Source organism: Vibrio halioticoli NBRC 102217, assembly GCF_000496695.1.
Classification (GTDB): Bacteria; Pseudomonadota; Gammaproteobacteria; order Enterobacterales; family Vibrionaceae; genus Vibrio; species Vibrio halioticoli.
The window spans coordinates 1-21,270 of the sequence record NZ_BAUJ01000018.1 but is presented as its reverse complement, the minus strand read 5'-3'; the positions used below and the strand labels follow the sequence as shown (position 1 = coordinate 21,270).

The following is a 21,270-nucleotide window of genomic DNA, read 5'->3' as shown; positions in this document are numbered from 1 at the left end:
TGGCTAGTCTAACCCGAAGCGATACACTGTCAACATTACAAAGGTAACTTTGTTTACTAACGAACATTAATTGTACAATTTGAGCGCTTTTATGGATTTAGACTTCGACAAAAACCACCTTTGGCACCCGTATACCTCAACCATTAACCCTCTCCCCTGTTACCCAGTCACCTCAGCTTCTGGCGTCAAATTGACCTTAGAAGATGGGCGAGAGTTAATTGATGGCATGTCTTCTTGGTGGTCAGCGATTCATGGTTACTCACATCCTGCATTAAACGAGGCGGCTCATCAGCAAATCGATGCTATGTCGCATGTGATGTTTGGCGGAATCACCCATCAGCCGGCAATAGAGCTGGGTAAAAAGCTATTAGATCTCGCCCCTGATAATCTTGAGCATATCTTTCTTGCCGATTCAGGTTCAGTCGCGGTGGAAGTCAGCTTAAAAATGGCATTGCAATACTGGCACGCAAAAGGCGAAAAACGCGCTAAGTTTCTCACTCTCAGACACGGCTATCACGGCGATACTTTTGCTGCCATGTCCGTCACCGACCCTGATAATTCCATGCACTCGTTGTATAAAGGCTTTTTGCCTGAACATATCTTTGTTGAGTCGCCAAAGACGGGCTTCTTTGATACATGGGATGAATCTGATATCGCTCCGCTAGTTGATGCATTAGCACAGCATCATCAAGAAGTCGCTGCCATCATCCTTGAGCCTATTGTGCAAGGTGCTGGCGGAATGCGTATTTACCACCCCACCTATCTCAAGCGAGTTCGTGAGTTATGCGACCAATATAATCTGCTGCTGATCACCGATGAAATCGCCACAGGTTTTGGCCGCACTGGCAAAATGTTCGCCGTTGAACACGCCGATATACAGCCAGATATCTTATGCGTAGGTAAAGCGCTAACGGGAGGCTACATGACGCTCTCTGCCACCCTAACCAGCAAAAAAGTTGCTAATACTGTCTGCTCAGGTGAAGCGCAATGCTTTATGCATGGCCCAACCTTTATGGGCAACCCACTCGCCTGCGCCGTGGCAACCGCAAGTTTGTCGCTATTGCAAACGGGAGAATGGCGCAAGCAAGTCACGCAAATTGAATCCATCTTTGCCAAATCACTGCCCAAGCTAAAAGCACAACCGATGGTGAAAGATATTCGTTATTTAGGCGCGATTGGCGTCATCGAAACTCATCAAGCCGTCAATATGCAACGTATTCAAGCGCACTTTGTGGAGCACGGCGTGTGGATACGTCCGTTTGGACGACTTATCTATATGATGCCTCCTTACATTATCCAGCCAGACGAATTGGCGCGCTTGATAGATGCTGTTGAAAGTGCGGTCGCTGATCCTGATAATTTTCAGTTGTAGTGGTTGCTTAGCAACACACATCGCTAAACAAAAAGCTCATCCCCTATCCATCTAAATAAACTGCTATTAGCAATATTTGATGGCAGAACCTTATTCCGAACAAGGTTCTGCCTATGTAGTACCGTGATGTATTTTAAAAATCATTGGGACGCTTGAATCGAGTCACTAGCCTCCCCTTAACAAAGAATGCAATCGCAAGTTAACCAATTGAATTATAAAGATTAGCTATGGAATTGGCGTTATTCTTCCAAGATAATGTCCACTGTTAAAAAGTGACAGCACGAACGCTCGTTTTTATGTAGAGACAGAATGCAAAATGTGATGTATATGCGTTATATTTCATTGACTTATGGTAGATTAAGTGAACCTCAGGCAAGCAGAAAAACGAGCAGGCCTGTTATTAACAATGTTAGCAAGTATGTATCATCGGAGGTGCAATGGGGCTATATAAATATGTTTCAATTGATACATTATTTAAAATTTTAGAAGGTAATATTAGACTTACTCAGCCTAGTGCGTTTAACGACCCATTTGAGCTATTACCTGAAATAAATATCCCCGAGGGATTAGGCAAACAGGATTTGGATATGCGCTTTGACTTAATGAGTCCCGCACGAGTTCCTCCTGTTGGAGAACTGCCTTATGACTTTCAATCTCCAACTTGTAACGATTATACTGCCAGAACTATTCGGAATGACTTAGACAAGTCAATCGGAATATTATGTCTAACTAAAAATCCAAGCTCTATTCTTATGTGGTCACACTATGCTGAAGAGTATGCTGGAGTCATGATTGAATTCGATAGAGATCATGAATTTTTTCAAGGTTTATTTGAAGTTGATTATAGAAAAAACAGGCCAATCAAAGACTATTCCTTTTTCACTAACTCTGAAGAGCCTATAAGGCTTTCAGAATTATGCATTAAGCCGAAAGATTGGGAATATGAAGAAGAGGTAAGAATCGCAAGAAGCCTCGCTGATTGTACACTAGTCAATGACAGTCCTAAATATCCAATATATGTGCAGGAGCTTCCAATTCAGTGCATTAAATCAATTACATTTGGTGAACGAACGTCTGTCGAAAATCAAATTAGTATTTTTAATAAAGTTAAAAATACTAATATTGCTTTGTCACTTTCAGCCATTTCAAACTGGGGGTTTAACTTTAGACCTGAACTAATAAAATATGATATTCCAGTTTCTGAACAAAGCCCTGTTATAAGCCCAAGATCAGCACATATTTTTAAAGATCTTCCCGGTGATTTTGGTGAAATAGCTAGATGGCAAATTAAGAACAATAGATTTTCAGAAGTAGTAAATAAAACGGTGTAGCTTACTAACAAAAAATTAAATAAGGATAAAAAACAGTTGATTTGTGCCTTTGTTTAACCGACTATTTTTTGCCTGTCAATTAGGCGTTATGTTCCAGAGGGAAGTAAGTGGGGTCAGGTCTTTCTTTTTGCACAAGCTAAACCTTCAAAGCAAAATTCAAGACCTGACCCTATTTTAGCCAATTATCTTATTGCCGTTTAACAAAGCATGATAGCTCGGGTCAGACCAGTCTTCTTAAAAATCATCTATACGTTATTTGCGTACACTTTGCATATGAAAAGTATATTTGTCGAATCGACCATATTTGAAAAGTACCATAATGAATATCTCAGCGATGATGAGTTTAGGTTTTTTCGATCTGAGTAAATGCCTAACCCGAAATGAGGTAACGTGATTCAAGGTACAGGTGGTTTGCGGAAATTCGTGTTGCAAATAAAGGTAAGCGTGGCGTAATGAGCAGTCGTGATCTGTTTACAGAGTTAAGTTCAGCTCTTATTGAGGCTAAAGAACATTCTGAGGGTAAGTTAACCCTTAAAACCTACCAAGTTAACGATATCAGTGAGTTAGATATTTCACCTAATGAGATCGTGCGTATTCGTGAACAATTTAATATGTCTCGTGGTGTGTTTGCGCGTTTATTGCATACCTCATCTCGTACATTAGAAAACTGGGAACAAGGGCGTAGCGCACCCAATGGACAAGCGATAACCCTTCTAAAATTGGTTCAGCGTCATCCAGAAACTCTGTCACAGATAGCAGAGCTATAACAAAAAAAAACCACCTAACAATACTGCTAGGTGGTTTCAAATAAGTCAGCCGGTTTTTACAACCTAGCAGAATTAACCGATATGAGTTAATCCGCCCATGTACTGTTGTAGTACCGCAGGGATCTCGATGCGACCGTCTGCTTGTTGGTAGTTTTCAAGGATAGCTACCATAGTACGACCTACTGCAAGGCCTGAACCGTTTAGTGTGTGTAGCAACTCTGGTTTCTTCTCGGCTTTACGACGGAAGCGAGCTTGCATACGACGTGCTTGGAAATCCCATGTGTTTGAACATGAAGAGATTTCACGGTATGTTTTTTGCGCTGGAACCCAAACTTCTAGGTCGTAAGTTTTACGAGCGCCGAAGCCCATATCACCAGTACAAAGAACCACTTTACGGTAAGGAAGTTCTAGCAATTGCAGTACTTTCTCAGCGTGGCCTGTTAGCTCTTCTAGCGCATCCATTGAATCTTCTGGACGAGTGATTTGCACAAGTTCCACTTTGTCGAATTGGTGCATGCGGATAAGACCGCGAGTATCACGACCGTAAGAACCTGCTTCTGAGCGGAAACATGGAGTGTGTGCTGTCATCTTGATTGGCAGGTCTGCTTCATCAACGATGGTGTCACGTACCATGTTAGTCACTGGTACTTCTGCTGTAGGAATCAAAGACAGTTTACGTGGCTCTTCATCGTTTACTTTTTCAGTCAGTGGTTCTGTGTGGAATAGGTCTTCACCAAATTTAGGTAATTGACCTGTACCAAATAGGCTGTCTGAGTTTACTAGGTACGGTACGTACATTTCTGTGTAGCCGTGCTCTTCGGTGTGAAGGTTTAGCATAAACTGAGCAATCGCGCGGTGTAGACGCGCAAATTGGCCCTTCATCACGATGAAACGAGCGCCAGTGATTTTGGTTGCGCTTGCGAAGTCTAGACCGCCTGCAAGTTCACCAAGATCAACGTGATCTTTCACTTCAAAGTCGTACTCTTTTGGTGTGCCCCAACGAGTCACTTCAACGTTTTCGTTTTCGTCTTTACCGGTTGGTACAGAGTCGTCTGGCAAGTTTGGAACAGAAAGAGTGATGTCTTCTAGCTGAGAAAGCACTTCTGCTAGCTCTACTTTCTTCGCATCTAAATCTGAGCCTAGAGTACCGATTTGTTTTTTGATTTCGTCAGCGCCTGCTTTATCGCCAGCAGCCATCTTTTGACCAATTTGCTTGGAGATGGAGTTACGCGTGGATTGCAAGTTCTCAACATCAACTTGAATAGCTTTACGCTGTTCTTCCAGTTGGCGAATGGTATCAACGTCTAAGGTGTAACCTCGACGGGCTAGTTTTGCTGCTGTTTCGTCCAGCTCTGTACGAAATAATTTAGAATCTAGCATTGCTAATCCTGCGTGTAGTTAACGATAACTCTCAAGGAGCCAAAAAATGGGAAAATTTCAACCGAACAAAGATAGCGAAAAACCACTACTTTTTGTAGCGCTTTCGTGTGCTTTTTTCGTCTAATGAATGCAGATAGTTCAGCTTTTCAGCAATTTTGCTTTCTAAGCCACGGTTTTCTGGAAAATAGTAACGGGTGTCGCGCATCTCTGGCGGGAAATAGCTCTCGCCTGCGGCATACGCGCCCGGTTCATCATGAGCATATCGATACCCTTCCCCATAGCCTAAATCTTGCATTAGCTTAGTGGGCGCATTGCGTAAGTGATGAGGCACTTCAAGCTCAGAGGTATCCTCAGCATCTTGCAGGGCTTGTTTCCATGCTTTGTACACCGCGTTACTTTTAGGTGCACAGGCCAAATACACCACCGCTTGCGCTAAGGCACGCTCACCTTCGGCAGGGCCAATACGGGTAAAGCAATCCCATGCACTGATTGCCACTTGCATCGCTCTTGGGTCGGCGTTGCCAATATCTTCAGAGGCAATAGCTAATAAACGGCGCGCAATATATAGAGGGTCGCATCCCGCTTTGAGCATGCGTGCGCTCCAATACAGAGCGCCATCGGGATCAGAACCGCGAATGGATTTATGCACCGCAGAAATGAGGTCGTACCAAATATCGCCTTTGTTATCAAAGCGAGCTACCTTAGAGCCAGCCACCTGCGCCAATAACTCAAGGTCTATCTGTTTGACCGAATTCTTTTCTGGTGCCATATCAAAAAGCAATTCAAGATAGTTCAGCGCCATACGCGCATCGCCACTGACAAGCTCGGCAAGACGTTTATCACTTTCGTCGATAAACTGAGCCTGTAGCTTGCCTAAGCCTCGCTCTTGGTCATTTAAGGCTTGCTCTATCACCTGTTCAATATCTTGGGTGTTTAACGAGCCTAGCTTGTACACGCGAGCGCGAGACAGCAGTGCGTTATTAAGTTCAAAAGATGGGTTTTCGGTGGTTGCGCCAATAAATGTCACTGTCCCATCTTCGATGTGTGGCAAAAAGGCATCTTGCTGACTTTTATTGAAGCGGTGTACTTCATCGACAAATAAGATGGTGCGATGACCGGCAAGTTTATTATCACGGGCTTTTTCGATGGCGGCGCGGATGTCCTTCACCCCAGAGGTCACCGCAGAGATACGCTCTACACGAGCATCGGCATAACTGGCCGCCACTTCGGCTAAAGTGGTTTTACCTGTGCCTGGAGGCCCCCACAAAATCATGGAGTGCAGTTGACCGGCTTGTAAGGCTCTGTAGAGGGGTTTACCCGGCGCCAACACATGTTGCTGACCGATGTACTCTTCAAGGGTGCGAGGACGCATTCGAGCGGCTAACGGGCGAAAGTCTTCACCCGATGAGAAATCAAACTGCATATTGCTCATGATAGCGGCTTAGTTTCGCTGATCATCAACTTCTACCCCATTTGGGATAGTAAATACAAAGCGGTTTTTCGGTGATACTTGCGAGTGATAATCACTGAACGTGAATTTACTGCGCTGACCGTCTTGCTCAATCACGTTAAAGCCTGAGATCTCACCGGCTTTATCGATGTTTAGCTGGAACTGACCTTGTGTTGAAGCTTTATCGGTTGGCGTTAAGGTGAAGCTGTCACCGTTTTGTTCCACGCTATATTTATCCCAATCGCTGGCTTTGTTGCGAGTTAGCAATACAAACGGCGTTTGCTCAGAGGCTTGCTCTTGTTTGTAAATGCTCACTTGCTCAATGAATGGGCTGTAATACCAAAGCGTTTCACCATCTGACACCAACAGGTTTTCATCTGGCGAGTTCGTAGACCAACGGAACATGCTTGGTCTGGCAATTTCAACGGTACCAGTGCCTTGCATGACCACTTCGTTGTCAGGGCTGACCACAGTTTGCGCAAAGTTGGCGGTAAAACCATCGGTTTTATCAAGACGCTGAACCAACTCTTGTTGAGGGTTGGCAAAGGCTGCGCTGGAAACTAACACTAAAACGCTAATTAATAGTTTTTTCATATTACTCTCTGAAAACTGGGCCAAGAGGCCCATTACATATCTTTAATTGGAGGTGGCGCAAGCACCTCACGATTACCGTTGTGTGCTGGCGCCGAAACAATACCTTGAGCTTCAAGTTGCTCAACAATACGTGCCGCTCGGTTATAACCGATTTTGAAGCGACGTTGCACGCCTGACACTGAACCGCGACGCGTTTCTGTGACATGCTCAACCACTTGGTCAAATAATGGGTCGGTATCTTCTGCACCTTCCATTTTCTCACCCGGTAATAACGTATCTGGTGAAGGCTCACCTTTGGTGATTTCTTCAATGTAGCGCGGTTTACCACGCGCTTTCCAATCGTTCACAACCGCATGCACATCATCATCTGAGGCAAAGGCACCGTGTACACGAATGGTATGGCTTGAACCCGGTGGTAGGTACAACATATCACCCATACCGAGCAAGGATTCAGCGCCGCCTTGATCCAAAATGGTACGTGAATCGGTTTTGGTCGAAACCGTAAACGCCACACGAGTTGGAATATTGGCTTTAATCAAACCGGTAATTACATCGACCGATGGACGTTGCGTTGCCAGTACAAGGTGAATACCTGCCGCACGCGCTTTTTGCGCAATACGAGCAATCAACTCTTCGACTTTTTTACCAACTACCATAATCAGGTCGGCAAATTCATCCACCACCACTACGATATAAGGCAGTTTTTCCAGCATAGGCGCTTCTTCGTCCATGCTATCGCCCGGCTTCCATAATGGATCTTGGATTGGGTAACCTGCATCGGCCGCCATTTTCAGTTTGTCGTTGAAACCTTTTAGGTTACGCACGCCCAATGCTGACATCAGTTTATAACGACGTTCCATCTCGCCAACACACCAACGCAATGCATTAGATGCATCTTTCATATCCGTCACAACTTCTGAAAGAAGATGAGGAATACCTTCGTAGATGGATAGCTCAAGCATTTTTGGATCGATCATGATGAAACGAACGTCTTCTGGCGTTGATTTATACAACATACTCAGAATCATTACGTTCACACCCACCGATTTACCCGAACCTGTGGTACCGGCAACCAATACGTGTGGCATTTTCGATAAATCAGCGACGACTGCATCACCTGCGATATCTTGCCCTAATACCACAGCCGTTGGTGAGGTATTTTCTTGGAATTGCGGACTGCTAATAACGTCAGATAAATACACGGTCTGACGGGTCATATTTGGCAGTTCTAAACCCACATAAGGTTTGCCCGGAATAACCTCAACTACACGTACCGCTAACGCAGACAGTGAACGAGCTAAGTCCATAGATAAACTTGAAATTCTAGAAACTTTGACCCCAGGAGCGAGATCAAGTTCAAAGCGAGTGATTACCGGACCTGGGAAAATGCCTGCCACAGTCGCTTTTATCTTATAATCCGCCAGTTTTGATTCCACCAAACGAGCGATGCCTTGTAAGGCTTCCCTATCAATATTGTTGGCACGCTTCTCAGGGTGATACAACAATTCTAACGTTGGCAGTGGTGTGGTCACCGCTGGCAAATCTTCGTCTTGGCGAATTAAGAACGGGTTTTGCGATGCCGCGTCGCGCGCTCTGGCTCTTTCAACTTGCTTAGCAAAGGCTTCCGCTTCACTCATTTCTTCAACAACGGGTTCGTCTTCAAGCACAGGCTCTTGAGCGATTGCCGCTTCTTCAACCATTGTTGCTACCGCTTCAGGCTCAGCCGTTTCGTGAGGTTCGAATGCCGCTTCCGTAGAAACGTGTCCATCAAACTCTGGGCTGTGTTCTACGTGCGATTCAGCCGTGGTCTGTTGCGCTAAAGCATCAACAGAAACAGGTTGTGGCTCAATAGGTGATTGAGTGTGCTCGTCAAAGGTCATTGCTGGCGCAGTGGCCTCGTCTAACTCATCTTCTAATTCAATCGAATTGGTAGTGTCTTCAACTTCATCAAAGCTGTGCGAAGAGAAACTTGGCGTGACTTTTTCACCTTCTTCGATATCAAAATCGGTAAATCCGTCCTCAAACTCAATATCATCCGCTTCTATATTGGTCGCTTCAAACTCAGCGTGATTGACTGGAGCTGACGAGCCTTCATAAATTGGTGGTTGCGTCGTTGGCGCCACTTGCGATGCAACCGTAGCGGCAACACCAGCGACAGCACTTGTAGCCGTACTTGCAACAGCATTGGCTGCGTGAGGTTGTGCAGGGTTTGGTATGGCGATGTCAGGTTGTACTGATGCTTGTTGTGGCGCTTGTGTTTGTTCAGCATTCACCGCTGTCTGTGTGACATTTGGCGCCGTCTCCTCTAGCGGAGGCATTACATCCATTAATGGATCTAAATCGACGTAGTCGTTCGCCAATTGTGCGTCACGCTCGAGTTGGTCTATCGGGGCGTTTAAGTTATTTACGCGGTCAAAAGCAAACGTATCATCGTCGCTGCTCTCTGGCATGTAGATTTTGTACGGCTCATCGTCAGAGGCGGTATCAGCATTGGCTGTAGATACATTAGGCACTGACTCATCGGTATTCATTGGCGCTGTGACTTCTGGCGTAGTATCAGCGTAAACCAGTTTTTGATCATCAAGACGAGTGGGCTCTATTACTTGTTCTTTATCGCCACGGACAAAGTTCAAGCATGAGCTGATAAGGGACATTGTGCCCTGACCGATATGCTCAACTAGCGATAACCAAGAGATACCTGTAAATAGCGTGAACGATGCACCCCAGATAAACAGCAGTGCTAACGTAGTACCTAAAGTATTTAACGTTGGTAGAGCTAGGCTTGCGATCACATCGCCCGCTACCCCACCTGATGAGAAATACCAGATATCATCAAAATTGAGATCCGCTAGACCACAGCTTGTCACTATCAATAATGCGCCGCCAAGCAACCTTGTTGCCCACAGCATCAAATCAATAGGTTCGGAGTGAGAACGTTTACGGAAAACAATCCAAGATAGCAGTACGATAACGGCGGGAATAAAGTAAGCCAATACGCCAAAAGTAAATAACAGCGTATCCCCTACCCATGCGCCTAGCAGTCCACCGGCGTTGGACACATCACTGCCCCAAGCGGTCTGAGACCAAGAGGGATCAGCTGGGCTAAACGACATCAAAGATACCGCCATTAAGACGGCCATGAGTACCCCAATAATTAAGCACCCTTCACGCAGGCGTTGTATGCCTGAAAGATGAGTGTTCGATTTTTTTGGAGACGTGTGAACTATAGTTCGAATTTTAGGATTTCTTTTCAACATATCCATTGCATGTGAGTCTAGGTCGGACAAAAATGACATGAGCGACTACTGTCGCTCATGAGTATCTTCATTTAAACACATGCAGAGGCAAAAACCCAAATAGAACCTTGGGTAATAGTCATTTAACGAGTCTTAATGACCAAGTTGTTGCTCTGTTTTACTTCTTCCATGACAACATATGTGCGAGTGTCATTAACACCCGGTAAACGAAGAAGAGTATCTCCTAACAATTTACGATAAGCTCCCATATCTGACACTCGAGTTTTTAACAAGTAATCAAAATCACCGGAAACTAAGTGACATTCTTGAATATCATCCAGTTTTTGCACGGCTTCATTAAATTGTTCGAACACATCTGGCGCACCACGATTGAGAGTAATTTCGACAAACACCAATAATGATGCGTCTAAATATTGTGGGTTTAACTGCGCGGTATATCCTAAAATATAATTTTGACGCTCTAAACGTCGCACCCTTTCCAAGCAAGGGGTTGGAGATAAACCAACACGCTTAGACAGCTCTACATTAGAGATTCGACCATCTTTTTGTAATTCACTAAGAATATTTCTGTCTATTCGGTCCAGTTCCTTGGACGGTTTACTCGCTTCTATCATGCTTTGCTCCACCTTTTTACTTCCTTGCAACGACATACACTACAATATTAAAATATTCAGCATTAAATTTTATATAAATAACATTATACTAGTAAATAACACCCTACAGGCGTTAGATATACAGCTTATATAACTATAAAACAATAAGGAGTCAGGATGATCATTGGTATCCCTAAAGAGATCAAGAACCATGAATATCGTGTTGGTATGGTCCCAGACAGCGTAAGAGAAGTTACCTCTAACGGACACCGAGTTATAGTTGAAACACAAGCCGGCAGCGGCATCGGTTTCAGCGACGATGATTATATCGCAGCAGGTGCATCCATTCTTCCAACCGCAACGGAAATTTTTGCTCAAGCAGAGATGATCGTGAAGGTAAAAGAACCTCAAGCCATCGAGCGAGCAATGCTTCGCGAAGGGCAAATATTGTTTACTTATTTACACTTAGCTCCTGATTTTCCACAAACTGAGGAACTAATCAATAGCAAAGCGGTATGCATTGCTTATGAAACCGTGACCGACCACTTAAATCAGCTACCTCTTTTGGCTCCAATGTCAGAAGTTGCTGGCAGAATGTCTATTCAAGCAGGTGCGCAGGCTTTAGAAAAATCTAACGGCGGACGTGGATTATTATTAGGTGGAGTGCCCGGAGTTGAACCGGCTAAAGTCGTCGTCATTGGCGGCGGTGTTGTGGGATCAAACGCAGCTAGAATGGCGGTCGGTATGCGTGCTGACGTGACTATTTTAGATCGCAACATTCACACATTGCGCACATTAGATGAAGAATTTCAAGGACGTGCTAAACTGGTTTATTCCACCGAAGAAGCATTAAACCGTCACGTTCTTGACGCTGATTTAGTGATTGGTGCGGTACTTATACCCGGCGCAGCAGCGCCAAAGCTTGTAACAAAAAGACACATAAAATCTATGAAGCCGGGCGCGGCAATTGTGGATGTGGCTATCGATCAAGGCGGCTGTTTTGAAACTTCACACGCCACAACCCATGCTGATCCTATCTACATTGTCGACGATGTGGTTCACTATTGTGTGGCAAATATGCCGGGCGCAGTAGCAAGAACCTCTACTTATGCGCTAAATAACGCGACCTTGCCGTATATTCTTCGACTGGCGAATATGGGCTACAAAGAAGCCTTAACTCAAGATGCTGGCTTCTTAAACGGTTTAAACGTCATTCATGGCATGGTCACATGCAAGGAAGTGGCGGAGAATTTTAACCTTGAATACGTAGATCCGACCGAAGCTATCGCAAAAGTCCACTAATTCTGTTTATCGAGATAACACCGCGTGTATTAAAATATTACGCGGTGTTATTTTTTTATCGCAAAACTCGGTTAAGCCTACTTGATAGCCACGCTCTTCCAAAAAGAGTGCCTTGTCCAATATCAACCACATTTCTAACGGACGATGAAACGCCATTTGAATTAAACTGAGCTTTTCCATTCGAACAAAACGTTGCTCGCCAAGAGTTTGATAGTGAATAAAATCGCACTTAGGTAATGCAAGCCCTTTTCGCTCAGCCGCCCATTGGCAAAAGGCTTCAAAACCCAACTGCAATTGTGATTTTTTTACACTTGGGATCGGTTGATATTCCGCAAACCCTAGTTCTTTGCGCAGTAATTCATCTAAGCCCAATCGATAACTCATTTCTAAGAAGCGATGTTTTAATACCCTCTCCCCTCCGGTGACGGTCTCTTGCAGAGGAATACGCAGTTCGGTTTTTGACAACGCTAAATTCGATTGTTGACCCAAACTAGACAAAGGTTGATAACGGTCTGCTTGGATAAGGTGATAGCAACAAGGGGCAATCGATAGCGTAGGAAGTTGATATTGAGTGGCGTGCTGCATCAAAGAGACATGTAAGTCTCCGCAGGCATGCAAGGCCACTGCATGTTGATTAGAATTAAATACACTTTGATGATCGCAAGCAAAGGCATCGCCCTGCACAAAATGCACGGGTAACTGCTGTTTATCCGCGTCAAGTTGCCCTTGCTGACACAAAGACTCTTGCCATTCAAAACTGGTGACAGCTTGCTGGCTATGATGGGCCAATATTCGACCTAAAAAGCCTTTACCTGCACACCATTCAAGCCATTCGCTACCATGATGAGTCGCCAACGCCTGTGAGCCCATGGCGGTAATTTGCGACAGCTTTCGCCCCGGAATACCTGAGCTTAAATGCGAATCTAAAGTTAACGAAGTCAGCGCACTTTTATCTAGTTGGCAAAACTGTGTCAGCTCTGTGAGCTGTGGCAGATATTCGGTTAATTGGCTTAATAAACTCGGGAGATCTTGCTTAAAACCTTGCACATCAGACATGCTAAGGCCATCGAGCCATGTTCCAAGCTCGGTATGAGTAAAACGGTGTTCTAATGTTTGACTGGCATGAAAAGGCTCAAAGCGCCAATAGTGTTGGTGCTCAAGCAATAGATGGTCAAGTTGTTTATATTGTGTGCGCATGCTTCCCCCTAGACGGCTATTCTAGAGGGAAGTCCGTCAATTAGGAATGATTAACGAATTGGAAGGTCGATATCTTTAAACATTTCAGAGACTTCATGATTATTTTTCAATGAAATCGCTTGTTCAACTACAGGTCGAGTTAAGTGGGGCGCAAAACGCTCGACAAAATCAAACATGTAACTTCTCAAGAAAGTACCGCGTCTAAAGCCAATGCTGGTGGTACTTGCACCAAAGATATGGCTAGCATCAATGGCAACCAGATCTTTATCTTGTTCTGCATCAATCGCCATGCTGGCAATTACGCCGACACCAATGCCCATACGTACATAGGTTTTGATGACATCTGCATCCGTTGCGGTAAATACGATTCTTGGCGTTAATCCTGCGGCGTTAAAGGCGGTATCTAACTCTGAGCGCCCAGTAAAGCCAAACACATAAGTCACTAGCTGGTAGGCGGCAAGGTCTTCAATCGTGACATGAGATTTAGACGCTAAAGGATGGTCACGAGTTACAACGATTGAACGGTTCCAGTGGTAGCACGGCAACATGATGGCGTCGTGATACAAATGCAGGGCTTCGGTGGCAATCGCAAAGTTGGCGGTGCCTTTGGCAATGGCTTGCGACATTTGTGACGGCGTACCTTGGTGCATGTTAAGAGACACTTTAGGGTAGCGAGTGGTAAAGCCTTTAATCACATCCGGAAGTGCATAACGGGCTTGAGTATGAGTGGTGGTGATGTTTAAAGTCCCCATTTCGGGATGGGTATGCTCTGAGGCAACCGACTTAATGGATTCAACGCGCGATAAAATCTCACGTGAAATCTTGATAATTTCGCCACCAGCGGGAGTCACTTGAGTTAAATGTTTGCCGCTTCGCTCAAATACTTGAACACCCAGTTCATCTTCAAGCAATCTAACCTGTTTACTAATACCCGGCTGAGAGGTATAAAGACTTTCAGCAGTAGCGGATACGTTCAGGTTATGATTAACAACTTCTACTATGTATCTTAGTTGCTGTAGCTTCATATTATGCCTCGGACTCCTTTATATATAATGATTAGTTATAACGCTTTTTGTTTATATTGAATAGTAGTTTCGTAAATTATCACAAACAATTCGCCACTATAGACATACTAGATCAAATTTCTTAGGCTACACCTAGCTGTAATCACCTTGGATCTCACATGTATCAACAACTGCTCGCTCCTATTCATCAATTTCTCAACTGCGCCACTCCCACACAATGGATAGACGAAGCAAAAAAACCTGAGCGCTTACCGATTGTGCTGATTGATCACCTGTTATGTGAATTAAAAGCAGGTCAATCGGCGATGTTTTTAATTCGTAAATACGCGGCCAATAATGACAGTAAACAGCAGCTTCTGAATTGGTTTAAACCATACGAAGAGTTTGCATATAAAGGCGTTGGCGATCTGGCAAGTTTAAAAGGCAAAAGTAATATTTCAAAGGGGATCATTGCGCAGTCAGACTCTCCCTACAGCCAAGATCTTATCGATAAAATGGTATTGCTGATAAAAGAAGAGTTGCATCATTTTTATCAAGTATTAGAAATAATGGTCGATAGAGGCATTGAATACCAACACGTACCTGCCGGTCGTTACGCGAAAGGCCTACTGAAACACGTTCGCACTTATGAGCCGCAAACCTTAATTGATAAACTGATTATCGGTGCTTTTATCGAAGCGCGTTCTTGTGAACGATTTGCTGCCCTCGCCCCTTATATGGATGAAGATATTCGCACTTTCTATATTTCGTTACTTCGCTCAGAGGCGCGTCATTATCAGGATTACTTGAGTTTAGCTGAACAAATTGCAGGGGAAGATATCAGCGAACGTATTGAATATTTTGCGAAAGTAGAAGCGCAGCTTATCAGTACTGATGACCATGAATTTAAATTTCATAGTGGCGTACCGGTTAATGAAGCGGTTTTATAGAGAAGCGGTTTTATAAATCAGAACAATAAAGATGAAATGAGCATGCAGAGAAACTCTGCATGCTTAGTATAGGTTTGTTCGCAGTGCTAGCAATTAAGCCAGAGTGGCATTAATTTGCGCTAGTACTTGCGCAGGATCAGCCGCTTGAGTAATTGGACGACCGATCACAAGGTAATCAGAACCGGCTTGGATAGCATCAACTGGAGTCATGATGCGTTTTTGATCGCCAACATCAGCGCCTGCAGGACGAATGCCCGGAGTCACCAATTTAAATTGTTTACCCAGTTCGGTTTTTAAGAAGTTAGCTTCTTGTGCTGAACATACCACGCCGTCTAAACCGCTATTTTTAGTCAGATTCGCTAAACGCAATACTTGCTCAGCAGGCTCTACATTTAAGCCAATACCGGCTAAATCGGTTTGTTCCATACTGGTTAGAACAGTCACACCAATTAATAGCGGACGGTCTTTACCGTAAGGTTCTAAGATTTCACGTGATGCTGTCATCATACGCTCACCACCACTGGCGTGAACATTCACCATCCATACACCCATTTCAGCGGCCGCACGAACGGCTTTTGAACACGTATTTGGAATATCATGGAATTTAAGGTCTAGAAATACAGAAAAGCCTTTCTGATGGAGTTGTTTTACAAACTCAGGACCAAATAAAGTAAACATTTCTTTACCCACTTTAAGGCGGCAAGAAGCTGGGTCAATTCGGTCAATAAAGTTTAAAGCGTCGGTTTTGTTGTCGTAATCTAAGGCAACAATCACTTTTTGATCCATCGAAGGGTCTCCTAATTAGAGGGGGCATAAAGAGTAAAGCGCGCCTATTCTAACCTCCTATCAAACAGAATGTTAGATCTAGCAGCGCTTTTATTCTCCGTCTAAGCCACGAATAGGCTTGATGCTGCCCCAACTGCGACAAGAAGGACAGTGCCAATGTAGCGCGTGGGTCGAATAGCCACATTTACGGCATCGATGATGAGGTTTTACTTTTAACTGCTCACCCACCATAGCTTGCAGATGAGTCAGGCTATCTTTTGCGTTGCCCTCTTCAGCTTCTGATGCGTGATAACCAATAAGGCGATAAAAACCTTTCATGGTTGGGTTTTTGGTGAGCTGACGGGTTAGTAAGGCTTGCGCAGCAACGCTCCCTTCATGTTGAGCAACAATTTGTGCCAACATCAATTCAACCGAGACACCTGCGTCTTTTTCCATGCACTTTCTTAAAAAGGAAAGTAAGTCAGACTCTAAACCTAAATGGTGATAACAGTCAGCAATATTTGGCAGCACTTCGCTAATATAATCGACGTCTTGCGCTAAAATCGCTTCTAGGTATCGAAGGGCTTTCGGGTACTCTTCGGTTTCCATATAAATGCGCCCCAAAGAGATATTGGCACGTACGCATTTAGCGTCTTCAGATAGTGCTTTTTTGAAATATTGAATGGTTTTACTGCGCTTGCCAAACGCCTTCTCGTGAATGGCTAATTCACACCAATAATGCGAGATACTGGTGCGCATCTTTTTGCGCCCCATTTTCACCAACATACCGGCGTAGTGAATAGCTTTATTCCACTCTTTGGTTTGCTGATAGATAGCCACTAGCTGTTGTAGTGCAGGCTCTTTATGATCGGGTTCATCCACCAGCTGCTCGTAAATCTTCTCGGCACGGTCTAGGAAGCCCGACACCATATAATCTTTTGCCAGCTGTTGTAGCGCAATATTTTTTTGATCTATGGTCAGCTCGGTACGAGAGATCAAACTTTGGTGAATACGGATAGCCCTATCCACCTCGCCCCTTGAGCGGAATAAGTTACCTAAAGCTAAATGCGTATCAATGGTCTCGTCATCGACCTGTAATAGCTCGATAAAGTGGTCAACCGCTTTATCTGACTGTTCTGACAGTAGCAGGTTTAAACCATGAACATATTGGCGTGAGATCTGATTGGAATGTCTCTGATTATCTTGACGTGCACTGCGCTGCCCCATGTACCACCCATAGGCTGCTGCAATTGGTAAGAGTAGAAACAGTAACTCAAGCATTTAACAGATTACTTATTTAACTTATTTGTCGCAGGGACAGGAGCTGTCGTCGTCGTTGCGGTCATTTGAGGAGTCAATTTTTTCAACTTACGATTTAGTTTTCTTACTTGAAGTCTAGATTTAAAAAGCATGCTACCGAAAATAACACCCGCAATGACAAAGCCCACCACAAATACTACGCCAATCAAGGTTGACAGATGGAAGGTGCCTTCTGCTAATAAATAGTCAAAGGTGACAACTTCTTGATTTTGTGCGCCTAATGCTAAGGCAATCAGAAACAGAACCAACACTAACGCTATCTTCAAAATTTTCACTAGGATGACCCTTTTTTAAATCAATGTAATAGCTTTGATTATGCAGTAATTCGCCACTCTACACCATGTTAAATCAATAATTATCATCAACTTGAGTATCCAAAAATGAAATTTTTGACGTCAAATTTGCATCCAGTGAGCAAAGCTTAAAGAAAAAACGGCACTTCAAGAGTGAAGTGCCGTTTTATTTAATAGGTTTGACTATAAGCCATCATTTACACGTTCGCGTAATGCTTTTCCTGGTTTAAAGTGAGGAACAAATTTTCCGTCCAACTCAACTTGATCGCCTGTCTTAGGATTACGTCCCATACGTGGCTCACGATAATGAAGAGAAAAACTACCGAAACCGCGAATCTCGATTCGCTCACCCGTTTCTAGGGTGTCAGCCATATGTTCAATAATTTCTTTTACAGCATCTTCAATTTCTTTGGCAGATAAGTGTGCCTGCTCTGCACACAGTCTTTCTATCAACTCAGACTTAGTCATAGTTTCCCTCATTCACAAATCAAAAAAAAGGGAGCCTTGTGGGCTCCCTCTTAGCGTCTAACTTTTAATTAAAAAAGTGATTATTCGCCTTTAGCAGCCTTGAATGCATCAGCCATAGCGTTACCGAAACCGCCGTCTTCAGCTTTGTTCAGTGAAGCCATTGCTTCTTGCTCTTCAGCTTGATCTTTAGCTTTGATAGATAGGTTGATTACGCGGTTCTTACGGTCTACACCGGTGAACTTAGCTTCAACGCTATCGCCAACGCTTAGGATTAGAGACGCATCTTCGATACGGTCACGAGATACTTCAGAAGCACGGATGTAACCTTCAACGCCGTCTACAAGTTCAATTGTAGCACCTTTTGCGTCAACTGCAGTTACAGTACCAGAAACTAGAGCACCTTTTTTGTTGTCAGCAACGTAGTTGTTGAACGGGTCGTTTTCCATTTGCTTAACGCCAAGAGAAATACGCTCACGCTCTGCATCTACTGCAAGAACAACTGCTGAGATTTCATCGCCTTTCTTGTATTCGCGTACTGCTTCTTCACCAGCAACGTTCCAAGAAATGTCAGATAGGTGTACTAGACCGTCAATGCCGCCTTCTAGACCGATAAAGATACCGAAGTCAGTGATAGACTTGATCTTACCAGTAACCTTGTCGCCTTTCGCTTGAATTTCAGCGAATGACTGCCAAGGGTTAGCTTTACATTGTTTTAGACCTAGAGAGATACGACGACGTTCTTCGTCAATCTCAAGAACCATAACCTCAACTTCGTCGCCTACGTTAACAACTTTAGAAGGGTGGATGTTCTTGTTAGTCCAATCCATTTCAGAAACGTGTACTAGACCTTCAACGCCTTCTTCGATTTCTACGAAGCAGCCGTAATCAGTTAGGTTAGTAACGCGACCAGTCAGTTTGTGACCTTCTGGGTAACGCTTAGCGATTGCTACCCATGGATCTTCGCCAAGTTGTTTAAGACCTAGAGAAACACGAGTGCGCTCACGGTCAAACTTAAGAACTTTAACTAGGATCTCGTCACCAACGTTTACGATCTCAGATGGGTGCTTAACACGTTTCCAAGCCATATCAGTGATGTGAAGTAGGCCGTCTACGCCGCCAAGGTCAACGAATGCACCGTAGTCAGTAAGGTTCTTAACGATACCTTTAACTTCAGTACCTTCTTGTAGAGTCTCAAGAAGTTCGTCACGCTCAACACTGTTTTCAGATTCGATAACAGCACGACGAGAAACAACAACGTTGTTGCGCTTCTGGTCAAGCTTGATAACTTTGAACTCTAGCTCTTTGTTTTCTAGGTGAGCAGTGTCGCGGATAGGACGTACGTCTACTAGAGAACCAGGTAGGAAAGCACGGATACCGTTTAGTTCAACAGTGAAACCGCCTTTAACTTTACCGTTGATGATACCAACAACAGTTTCAGCTTCTTCGTAAGCTTTCTCAAGTACGATCCAAGCTTCGTGACGCTTAGCTTTCTCACGAGAAAGTTGAGTTTCACCGAAACCATCTTCAACAGCGTCAAGCGCTACGTCTACTTCAGAACCAACTTCAACTTCAAGTTCGCCAGCAGCGTTCTTGAATTGTTCAGCAGGGATAGCAGATTCAGACTTAAGGCCAGCGTCAACAAGAACGAAACCGTTCTCGATAGCTACTACAGTACCTTTAACGATGCTGCCTTGTTGGAATTCAGTTTCGTTTAGAAACTCTTCAAAGAGTTGAGCAAAAGATTCAGTCATTAATTTGATCTTCAATATTTAAACGTCCACGGGCATCCTGCCACGAGGGGTTGATAAATTCGCCGGTCATCATCCTTGCAACCAACGTACCTTAATGTCTCGATAGCCTAAATAAAGACGATCAAGACAACTTAGATTCTATAAATTTTAAGGCTTCTTCTACCACTTCTTCAATAGAAAGTTCAGTAGAATCAAGCACTAAAGCGTCATCCGCAGGACGTAAAGGTGCAACCGTTCGGTTACGATCTCGGTCGTCGCGCTCTTGGATCTCGCTCAAAAGGTGGTCAATACTAACCTCTAAGCCCTTACCTTGCAACTGATTAAAGCGTCTTTGGGCACGCTCTTGCGCGCTCGCATCAAGGAAAATCTTAGCTACGGCGCTTGGAAAAACCACGGTTCCCATGTCACGGCCATCAGCCACTAAGCCAGGCTCGGTTTGAAAAGCGCGTTGACGACGCAATAATGCTTCTCGAACGCGAGGCAGTGCCGCCACTTTAGAGGCCGCCATTCCGGTCTCTTCTTTTCTGAGTTCACCGGAAACATCTTCACCTTCTAACACTACCTGCACTAGATCGCCTTGGGCGATAAACTGCACGTCTAAATGCGTCGCAAGTGGTACTAAAGCGTCTTCAGATTCCATATCCACACCGTGGTGAATCGCTGCTAGAGCCAGAACACGATAAATTGCACCAGAATCAAGCAACTGGAAGCCTAACTTTTCAGCCAACATCATACATAAAGTGCCTTTACCTGCCCCACTTGGGCCGTCGACGGTAATGACAGGAGAAAGAGAAGACATAATTACTCCAGATGTTTCTTGTGATTGTGGGTCTTTGCCCGTGTACCTCTCTATCGAGAGCGCGCATATTATAGTGGTTATTAGGCGGTGGTGCGAGGAAAGTTTGTCAAAGATTAGCAAGCAAATTAGCGTGATACCGCTCGCCCGTGACCGCATGCCTGATTTATACGCTACTTAACGACAATGATGGGATGATGATGAGTTCGTAAATGCATTTTTCTAAGTTGCATAAACAACAACCCATGAACTCTTGGCTCCAAAGAGACTGTCTACCCACACACATCCAACCTATAAACAGAACCGTAAAAGAGAGTGATTATCATTTACTGCGATTTGGACATTTAGTTTGGCCTACTTAAGTGCGGTGCTTTATAAACAAATCACCAGCTTTAACCAACACCCTGCATACAGCAGTAGTTGGATAGCCGCGATTCTAATTATTGGTTTGGCTACTTTCTTTGGCTTGAAGTGGAAAGCAAGCAAAGACGAAAGTTTAAACATCGAAACTATATAATCAGACCGTATAATCAGGCTATATAAACTGAGATAAGCGAAAACTCCCCTAGCTAAACAAACTAGGGGAAAAACTTAAAAGGCTGCATATAAAAGGGCTCTAGATGTCACCATCTAGAGCCCTACGTTTATTTTAAAGTCAGCTTGTGTACTAATACCAATCG

At 44.2% G+C, this 21,270-nt stretch carries 18 protein-coding genes and 3 pseudogenes; 7 read left to right on the top strand and 14 right to left on the bottom strand.

What is annotated here, in order from left to right; all coding sequences use genetic code 11:
- Window positions 1–91 precede the first annotated feature (91 nt).
- The 4 genes and pseudogenes from bioA (at window position 92) to VHA01S_RS06705 (ending at window position 3,470) form a co-directional block, all read left to right on the top strand.
- Window positions 92–1,372 carry an adenosylmethionine--8-amino-7-oxononanoate transaminase gene (bioA, locus tag VHA01S_RS06715; protein ID WP_023403599.1) on the top strand — a complete coding sequence of 427 codons (1,281 nt, stop codon included), beginning with the start codon at window positions 92–94 and terminating at the stop codon, window positions 1,370–1,372.
- A 437-nt stretch (window positions 1,373–1,809) separates the two neighbouring features.
- Window positions 1,810–2,703, top strand: coding sequence for a DUF2971 domain-containing protein (locus VHA01S_RS06710; protein WP_023403598.1), 894 nt, complete (start codon window positions 1,810–1,812; stop codon window positions 2,701–2,703).
- 273 nt (window positions 2,704–2,976) lie between these two features.
- Window positions 2,977–3,176: pseudogene (locus VHA01S_RS18340) on the top strand (type II toxin-antitoxin system RelE/ParE family toxin); the annotation flags it as partial.
- A complete protein-coding gene (locus tag VHA01S_RS06705; RefSeq protein ID WP_023403597.1) occupies window positions 3,156–3,470 on the top strand; it encodes a helix-turn-helix domain-containing protein in 315 nt (104 codons plus the stop codon). The pseudogene VHA01S_RS18340 and the gene VHA01S_RS06705, both read left to right, overlap by 21 nt.
- Window positions 3,471–3,542: 72 nt before the next feature.
- Here the strand turns inward: VHA01S_RS06705 and serS are convergent, their stop codons facing one another.
- The 6 genes and pseudogenes from serS to lrp form a co-directional block, all read right to left on the bottom strand.
- On the bottom strand, window positions 3,543–4,850 hold the full coding sequence (gene serS, locus VHA01S_RS06700; RefSeq protein ID WP_023403596.1) for a serine--tRNA ligase: 1,308 nt from the start codon (window positions 4,848–4,850) through the stop codon (window positions 3,543–3,545).
- 85 nt (window positions 4,851–4,935) lie between these two features.
- Window positions 4,936–6,282: a replication-associated recombination protein A gene (locus VHA01S_RS06695; RefSeq protein WP_023403595.1), complete on the bottom strand. Its 1,347-nt coding sequence runs from the start codon at window positions 6,280–6,282 to the stop codon at window positions 4,936–4,938.
- A 9-nt stretch (window positions 6,283–6,291) separates the two neighbouring features.
- Window positions 6,292–6,894, bottom strand: coding sequence for an outer membrane lipoprotein periplasmic chaperone LolA (gene lolA / locus VHA01S_RS06690; protein WP_023403594.1), 603 nt, complete (start codon window positions 6,892–6,894; stop codon window positions 6,292–6,294).
- A 32-nt stretch (window positions 6,895–6,926) separates the two neighbouring features.
- Window positions 6,927–8,555: pseudogene (locus VHA01S_RS18830) on the bottom strand (DNA translocase FtsK); the annotation flags it as partial.
- A 1,014-nt stretch (window positions 8,556–9,569) separates the two neighbouring features.
- Window positions 9,570–10,151: pseudogene (locus VHA01S_RS18825) on the bottom strand (DNA translocase FtsK 4TM domain-containing protein); the annotation flags it as partial.
- Window positions 10,152–10,273: 122 nt separating this feature from the next.
- Window positions 10,274–10,765 (bottom strand): leucine-responsive transcriptional regulator Lrp, encoded by a 492-nt coding sequence (gene lrp, locus VHA01S_RS06680; protein ID WP_021712683.1) that lies wholly within the window; start codon window positions 10,763–10,765, stop codon window positions 10,274–10,276.
- Between the two features lie 156 nt (window positions 10,766–10,921).
- Between lrp and ald the strand changes: the two genes are divergently transcribed.
- Window positions 10,922–12,046, top strand: a complete 1,125-nt coding sequence (gene ald, locus VHA01S_RS06675) for an alanine dehydrogenase (RefSeq protein ID WP_023403592.1) — start codon at window positions 10,922–10,924, stop codon at window positions 12,044–12,046.
- Between the two features lie 6 nt (window positions 12,047–12,052).
- Here ald and VHA01S_RS06670 read toward each other — a convergent pair whose 3' ends face one another.
- Both VHA01S_RS06670 and cysB read right to left on the bottom strand, forming a co-directional pair.
- Window positions 12,053–13,243, bottom strand: a complete 1,191-nt coding sequence (locus VHA01S_RS06670; RefSeq protein WP_023403591.1) for a methyltransferase — start codon at window positions 13,241–13,243, stop codon at window positions 12,053–12,055.
- A 50-nt stretch (window positions 13,244–13,293) separates the two neighbouring features.
- On the bottom strand, window positions 13,294–14,268 hold the full coding sequence (gene cysB, locus VHA01S_RS06665) for an HTH-type transcriptional regulator CysB (protein ID WP_023403590.1): 975 nt from the start codon (window positions 14,266–14,268) through the stop codon (window positions 13,294–13,296).
- 158 nt (window positions 14,269–14,426) lie between these two features.
- Between cysB and miaE the strand changes: the two genes are divergently transcribed.
- Window positions 14,427–15,197, top strand: a complete 771-nt coding sequence (miaE, locus tag VHA01S_RS06660) for a tRNA isopentenyl-2-thiomethyl-A-37 hydroxylase MiaE (protein ID WP_023403589.1) — start codon at window positions 14,427–14,429, stop codon at window positions 15,195–15,197.
- 93 nt (window positions 15,198–15,290) lie between these two features.
- Here miaE and pyrF read toward each other — a convergent pair whose 3' ends face one another.
- From pyrF to cmk, 6 genes are all read right to left on the bottom strand, one after another.
- Window positions 15,291–15,983 carry an orotidine-5'-phosphate decarboxylase gene (pyrF, locus tag VHA01S_RS06655; protein ID WP_023403588.1) on the bottom strand — a complete coding sequence of 231 codons (693 nt, stop codon included), beginning with the start codon at window positions 15,981–15,983 and terminating at the stop codon, window positions 15,291–15,293.
- Between the two features lie 90 nt (window positions 15,984–16,073).
- Window positions 16,074–17,243: a lipopolysaccharide assembly protein LapB gene (lapB, locus tag VHA01S_RS06650; RefSeq protein ID WP_023403587.1), complete on the bottom strand. Its 1,170-nt coding sequence runs from the start codon at window positions 17,241–17,243 to the stop codon at window positions 16,074–16,076.
- An 8-nt stretch (window positions 17,244–17,251) separates the two neighbouring features.
- Window positions 17,252–17,557: a lipopolysaccharide assembly protein LapA domain-containing protein gene (locus VHA01S_RS06645; protein ID WP_023403586.1), complete on the bottom strand. Its 306-nt coding sequence runs from the start codon at window positions 17,555–17,557 to the stop codon at window positions 17,252–17,254.
- 201 nt (window positions 17,558–17,758) lie between these two features.
- Entirely contained in the window at window positions 17,759–18,043 is a 285-nt protein-coding gene (gene ihfB, locus VHA01S_RS06640) for an integration host factor subunit beta (RefSeq protein WP_023403585.1), read from the bottom strand.
- 80 nt (window positions 18,044–18,123) lie between these two features.
- Window positions 18,124–19,794: a 30S ribosomal protein S1 gene (gene rpsA / locus VHA01S_RS06635; RefSeq protein WP_021712674.1), complete on the bottom strand. Its 1,671-nt coding sequence runs from the start codon at window positions 19,792–19,794 to the stop codon at window positions 18,124–18,126.
- A gap of 121 nt (window positions 19,795–19,915) precedes the next feature.
- On the bottom strand, window positions 19,916–20,593 hold the full coding sequence (gene cmk / locus VHA01S_RS06630) for a (d)CMP kinase (protein WP_023403584.1): 678 nt from the start codon (window positions 20,591–20,593) through the stop codon (window positions 19,916–19,918).
- Window positions 20,594–20,939: 346 nt separating this feature from the next.
- Between cmk and VHA01S_RS18335 the strand changes: the two genes are divergently transcribed.
- Entirely contained in the window at window positions 20,940–21,107 is a 168-nt protein-coding gene (locus VHA01S_RS18335; RefSeq protein ID WP_023403583.1) for a hypothetical protein, read from the top strand.
- Window positions 21,108–21,270: the final 163 nt, after the last annotated feature.

Excerpts from the sequence above, each read along its gene's own strand:
- bioA (WP_023403599.1), top strand. The coding sequence starts at position 92 with ATGGATTTAGACTTCGACAAAAACCACCTTTGGCACCCGTATACCTCA.
- VHA01S_RS06710 (WP_023403598.1), top strand. The coding sequence starts at position 1,810 with ATGGGGCTATATAAATATGTTTCAATTGATACATTATTTAAAATTTTA.
- VHA01S_RS06705 (WP_023403597.1), top strand. The coding sequence starts at position 3,156 with ATGAGCAGTCGTGATCTGTTTACAGAGTTAAGTTCAGCTCTTATTGAG.
- serS (WP_023403596.1), bottom strand. The coding sequence starts at position 4,850 with ATGCTAGATTCTAAATTATTTCGTACAGAGCTGGACGAAACAGCAGCA.
- VHA01S_RS06695 (WP_023403595.1), bottom strand. The coding sequence starts at position 6,282 with ATGAGCAATATGCAGTTTGATTTCTCATCGGGTGAAGACTTTCGCCCG.
- lolA (WP_023403594.1), bottom strand. The coding sequence starts at position 6,894 with ATGAAAAAACTATTAATTAGCGTTTTAGTGTTAGTTTCCAGCGCAGCC.
- lrp (WP_021712683.1), bottom strand. The coding sequence starts at position 10,765 with ATGATAGAAGCGAGTAAACCGTCCAAGGAACTGGACCGAATAGACAGA.
- ald (WP_023403592.1), top strand. The coding sequence starts at position 10,922 with ATGATCATTGGTATCCCTAAAGAGATCAAGAACCATGAATATCGTGTT.
- VHA01S_RS06670 (WP_023403591.1), bottom strand. The coding sequence starts at position 13,243 with ATGCGCACACAATATAAACAACTTGACCATCTATTGCTTGAGCACCAA.
- cysB (WP_023403590.1), bottom strand. The coding sequence starts at position 14,268 with ATGAAGCTACAGCAACTAAGATACATAGTAGAAGTTGTTAATCATAAC.
- miaE (WP_023403589.1), top strand. The coding sequence starts at position 14,427 with ATGTATCAACAACTGCTCGCTCCTATTCATCAATTTCTCAACTGCGCC.
- pyrF (WP_023403588.1), bottom strand. The coding sequence starts at position 15,983 with ATGGATCAAAAAGTGATTGTTGCCTTAGATTACGACAACAAAACCGAC.
- lapB (WP_023403587.1), bottom strand. The coding sequence starts at position 17,243 with ATGCTTGAGTTACTGTTTCTACTCTTACCAATTGCAGCAGCCTATGGG.
- ihfB (WP_023403585.1), bottom strand. The coding sequence starts at position 18,043 with ATGACTAAGTCTGAGTTGATAGAAAGACTGTGTGCAGAGCAGGCACAC.
- rpsA (WP_021712674.1), bottom strand. The coding sequence starts at position 19,794 with ATGACTGAATCTTTTGCTCAACTCTTTGAAGAGTTTCTAAACGAAACT.
- cmk (WP_023403584.1), bottom strand. The coding sequence starts at position 20,593 with ATGTCTTCTCTTTCTCCTGTCATTACCGTCGACGGCCCAAGTGGGGCA.